The 4,608-nt window shown below is 67.6% G+C and carries 5 protein-coding genes; 3 read left to right on the top strand and 2 right to left on the bottom strand.

Annotated elements, in window-relative coordinates; all coding sequences use genetic code 11:
• Both ABZ260_RS46995 and ABZ260_RS46990 read left to right on the top strand, forming a co-directional pair.
• Positions 1-951: ATP-binding protein (locus tag ABZ260_RS46995; protein WP_355631364.1), on the top strand; the 951-nt coding region annotated here is incomplete at its 5' end.
• Between the two features lie 168 nt (positions 952-1,119).
• Positions 1,120-2,076, top strand: coding sequence for a hypothetical protein (locus ABZ260_RS46990; protein ID WP_355631361.1), 957 nt, complete (start codon positions 1,120-1,122; stop codon positions 2,074-2,076).
• Positions 2,077-2,491: 415 nt separating this feature from the next.
• Here the strand turns inward: ABZ260_RS46990 and ABZ260_RS46985 are convergent, their stop codons facing one another.
• Positions 2,492-2,914 carry a MarR family transcriptional regulator gene (locus ABZ260_RS46985; protein WP_326820664.1) on the bottom strand — a complete coding sequence of 141 codons (423 nt, stop codon included), beginning with the start codon at positions 2,912-2,914 and terminating at the stop codon, positions 2,492-2,494.
• A gap of 138 nt (positions 2,915-3,052) precedes the next feature.
• On the opposite strand from ABZ260_RS46985, the gene ABZ260_RS46980 reads away from it, so the two are divergent.
• Positions 3,053-4,000, top strand: coding sequence for an NADP-dependent oxidoreductase (locus ABZ260_RS46980; RefSeq protein WP_355631357.1), 948 nt, complete (start codon positions 3,053-3,055; stop codon positions 3,998-4,000).
• 244 nt (positions 4,001-4,244) lie between these two features.
• Here the strand turns inward: ABZ260_RS46980 and ABZ260_RS46975 are convergent.
• Positions 4,245-4,608, bottom strand: a 364-nt coding sequence (locus tag ABZ260_RS46975; protein ID WP_355631354.1) for an integrase core domain-containing protein, incomplete at its 5' end; no start/stop codon positions are given.

Here is a 4,608-nt window from a genome sequence, read left to right as displayed (position 1 = left end):
CCACCCCCGACCGCTACGGGTTCCCCCGCCTTGTCCGGCCACGGAGCAAACTGCACCACGGCTTCCAAACCGGCGACCTGGTCCGGGCGCCAGGTCATCAACACCAGCCGGCTGCTGGTCCAGCTCAACCGCAGGCAGGTATCGGCTCGCCGCGGCGTCATCATCTCCGGCGCGTCCGGCACCGGCAAGACCACCGCGCTGACCCAGCTGGGCCGCACCCACGAACGTCACATCCGCAAACGCCACCCCGGGGATCGGCATCGGCTGCCCGTCATCTACGTCACCGTCCCGCCGGCGGCGACCGCCCGGATGGTCGCGGTGGAGTTCGCCCGCTTCCTCGGGCTGGAACTGCCCTCTCGCGCCAACCTCACCGACGTCGTCAACGCCGTCTGCCACACTGCCGCGCACACCCGTGTCGAGCTGGTCTGTGTGGATGAGATCCACAACGTCAGTATCGCCACCCGCACCGGCGCCGAGGTGTCGGATCAGTTGAAGTACCTCGCCGAACGGCTGCCGGCCACGTTCGTCTATGCGGGCATCGACGTCGAAGCCCAAGGGCTGTTTGCCGGGGTGCGGGGCCGGCAGATCGCCGGGCGGTTCACCGTCGTCCCCGCCGCCCCGTTCGCCTACGGCACCACAGAGCAGCGCGAGACCTGGCGCTCGCTGATCGCCACCATGGAAGGCCTGCTGCGCCTGCACCATCAACCCGCGGGCGCCCTGGTCGCGCTGGCCGAATATCTCTACCAGCGCAGCGGTGGAATGATCGGCAGCCTGTCCCAGCTGGCGCGCGGAGCGGCCATCTTGGCCATCGAATCCGGCACCGAGCACATCACCCAGGAGCTGCTGGAGGCCGTCCCGGTCGACTACGCCGCTGAGCGCGCCGTGTCCCAGCCGCACCTTTCCGCGCGGGCTCGCGCCGTGCGCGCGGCGGCTGCGGACGCTGCGATGTGATGCTGCCGCGTACGCTGCCGATCGCGGTCCCGCCCGCGCGGCATGAAACCATCGCGTCCTACCTCGCCCGCCCTGGCCAAGTTGCACGGCCTGGACGGTGACGAACTCTGGAAGCAGGTCAGCGTCCCCGCGCCCAGCCCGTCCCGGCGAACCGTCGACATCCACCGATTGTCCGCGCTCACCGGTCGCCCGCCCGGCCACCTGGCCAGCGCGCTCCTTGAGCTCCGCGACCCGCCCCCGACCTGGGAAGCCTTCCGCCACACCCCGCAGATCGGCTGCCTGCGCTGCGACGCCCGCCACCCGGGCGGGCCGGTGTTTCGGGTCCTGCCGCATCACCGTTACGTCTGCACCCGGCACCGCTACTGGATTGGGCCGCCCGACATCAACGACCGCGGGCCCCATCTGGAGATTGCTCCTGAGGTCGTGGCCGCCCAACGGTGGCATCTCCGTCTGGTCCGTCGTCACGGCTGGCCCGCTGTCTATGACGCCGTTCTGACCGCTTTCATGATCTGCGCCAATCTATGGGACAAAAACGTGGACGAGGCGGACCCGGACGACGGTGCCGTGGCTCTCAACCAGATGGTCTGGAACGTGCGCTCCTACGTCTTCATTTCGCCCCATACCGAACGGCAGACCTTCAGCGCCTCGCGCCTGTTCGCCGCCATCTACCCCGAGGCGGTCAGCATCGCGGCCCTCATCGCCTCACCGACCTGGCGCCGCTTGGCCGCCGGGGACGACAAGCAGCTCAGCCGCTTCACCACAGAGATCGGCTGGCGGCTTGGCGACCCGTACTACCAGCCGCGCAGCGAACACGACCCCATCGCTCACTGGATTGAGCAAGACTGCTGGCGACCGCCCAGCCCACCGCCGACCACGTTCGCCGCCGCCCCAGGACATCGCCGGCCCGGCCACCTGGCAACGACCGTCACCCGCTCCAGCCAGACGCGCCACGACAAGGCCGCCTTATGGTTCTCCCGCAAGCGCCGTCCCGGCAGAGTGATCCTGTTCCACCGCACGGTCCACCCCGTCGTCATCCGCGAGTGGAGCATCCCGATGGAGACCTTCTCCGGCGCGATCCGGCAAAGCCAATGCACCACATACAGATTCACCGACAACGAGACGTGAACGACTCCGACATCGGCCAGGACAAGGTGGCGGCTCCGTCCGGCGAGCAGGCAAGCGCACATGGAAGCGTCGAGGCCCTCTCCTGGGGGGCAGACCAAGTACGGGAGAAAGGGACAGTCGTGCCTCTGACCTCGGCACAGTAGGCGGCGGGGGCATGACCTTTCTCCTCGATTCCCCGTGGTCTGGAGGGCCGGTCGGCGAGGTTGTCCGCGAAGACATAGCGCCTGGTTAGAGCGGGAGACGAGGAGCTTGCGGAAGGCGTAGCGTTGCCGACGTGACAGCTGACAGCATGCTCATCGTCGCAGAACATGCCTCCGTCGGGCTCCGCAGTGACCGCGAACAACCAGAGGCTGCTGCAGCCCGCACCCATGAAGCCGTTGGATCCACCTTGGTTGGGTGGGGCTGCGGGCGCGTGTCAGCCCAGTGCTTTGCGCAGCAGCGCCGTCAACTGATCCTGTTCGTCGGGTGAGAGTCGTCCTACCGCCGTGCGGGCGAAGGTGAAGGCTGTTGCGAACTGGTGGTTGATCTCGTCTCCTCGGGAAGTTCGCGCGACGAGTCGTGCGCGGCGGTCCCGGGGATTCGGTTCGCGGGTCACGAGGCCGAGCGCTTCGAGACGCGCGACGATCTGGGTGATGTTGGAGGCATCGCAGCCGAGCTCCTCGGCCAAGGCGCCCATACCGCGTCGCTCATCGAGTCGCCCGAGCACACATGCCTGCGCCGAGCTGAGCGACAGCTCGGCCGCGGCCGCTTCGTAGGCGCGATCATATACGTCGACCAGGTCGAAGAGGACGGCCTCGGCCCCGGACGAGGTGGCTACGGGTCCGTTCGGCAGCGCCATGGCTCCCAGTTTAGAGCAGTTACTTGATTCCCTCAAATAGCTGTGGTCCAATAATCCTTGATTCACTCAAGTAAACGAGGTGAGCCGATGGACAGCAGAGTCGAGAGCACAGCGGATGGCGCGATCGTGGTGCCGCAGATGGACGCGATCGTCCTTGACCGGTTCGGCGGAGTCAACGAACTCTCGCCGCGCCGGATACCGCTCCCGGAGGTCGGCGACGACGACGTCCTCATCCGGGTGGAGTTCGCAGGCGTCGCGTCCTGGGACGCGGTCGAGCGAGAGGGGGACTACGACGGCGCTTTCGACGTCGCGTCGGCCTTCCCCTATGTCCTCGGCTGGGACGCGGCGGGTACGGTGGCTGCGGTCGGACGCAACGTCACCCGGTTCGACGTGGGCGAGCGTGTCTACGCTGCGACGATGCCGGTGCGGCGTGGCGGCTTCTACGCCGCGTACGGCGTCGTTGAGGCGGAGTTCGTGGCGCGCGTGCCCGACCGGATGCCGACCGAACAGGCCGGCGCGATGGCTTGGGATGCCCTGACTGCACTGAGCGGCCTCGATCTGCTCGGCCTGCGGCCGGACGAGACGCTCATGGTCTTCGGGGCCAGCGGGGGTGTCGGCCACATGGCCGTGCAGCTGGCGCGGCACAGCGGCATCCGAGTGTTGGCCGTGGCCTCTGGTGACGACGGTGTCGCCCTGGCCCGGCGGCTGGGCGCCGACGACGCCATCGACGGACGCAAAGTGGATGTGCTGGCCGCGGCGCTCGAGTTCGCACCAGGCGGGCTCGATGCGGCGCTGGTCACCGTGGGAGGCGAGACCACCGAACGATCTCTTCGCGCGATCAAGAGCTCGGGACGGATCGCCTGGCCGAACGGTGTCCTGCCCGTGCCCGTAACGCCGCCGGGCGCGACGATGTCCTACTACGACGGCGATCGTAGCCGCACCGCCACCGATCGGCTGAACGCGATCATCGAGGCGAGCTCCTTCGAGGTCCACGTCGCCCGGACCTTCCCGATGGAGCGAGTCAAGGATGCGCATCGCGCCCTAAACGATCACTACGTCGGGAAGCTGGCCCTCAAGGTCGGATAGGAAGCAACAAGCGGCCCGAGGCTCCGGCTGTCAACGGCATCAACGCCGCTCAGCCTGGAGTTGCCCCGGTTCGGTAGACACATCAGGGCTTGCGGCTATGCGGCAGCATAGCCGTCTTGGCGGACGTTCTTGAGCGCCTGTCGGCGCTCGTATTCGGCCGGGCTGAGCTGGCCGTTGGCCGAATGTCGGCGCCGGGGGTTGTAGTGAGCTTGCTCCGCTTTGACGGACACCGGTGGTGTGGTGTTCAGGCTGCTGCGGCTTCGAAGTCGGCGGGACTACGGTAGCCAAGGCTGCTGTGCAGCCGATGCAGGTTGTACCAGCTTTCGATGAACTCGAAGATCGCGGTGCGGGCGGCAGCGCGGCTGGGCCAGGGACGATCGCCCGGCATCTCGCCCTTGAGAGTGGAAAAGAACGATTCGGCCAGTGCGTTGTCCCAGCACTGTCCGGTGCGGCCCACCGACAACCGGATGCCGGACTGCTCGGCCAGTGCGGCGTGGGCGGCGCTGGTGTATTGCTTGGGTTCAAGGAGTCGTTGCAACACTGCCTGCCAGCAAGCATAGGTGCTCGTTGAACGCCTCTGCGGGAGTGCGCCAGCCGAGTGTCTTACG

Source organism: Streptosporangium sp. NPDC006013, assembly GCF_040614275.1.
GTDB lineage: Bacteria > Actinomycetota > Actinomycetes > Streptosporangiales > Streptosporangiaceae > Streptosporangium.
This window is presented reverse-complemented; position numbering and strand designations above follow the sequence as displayed.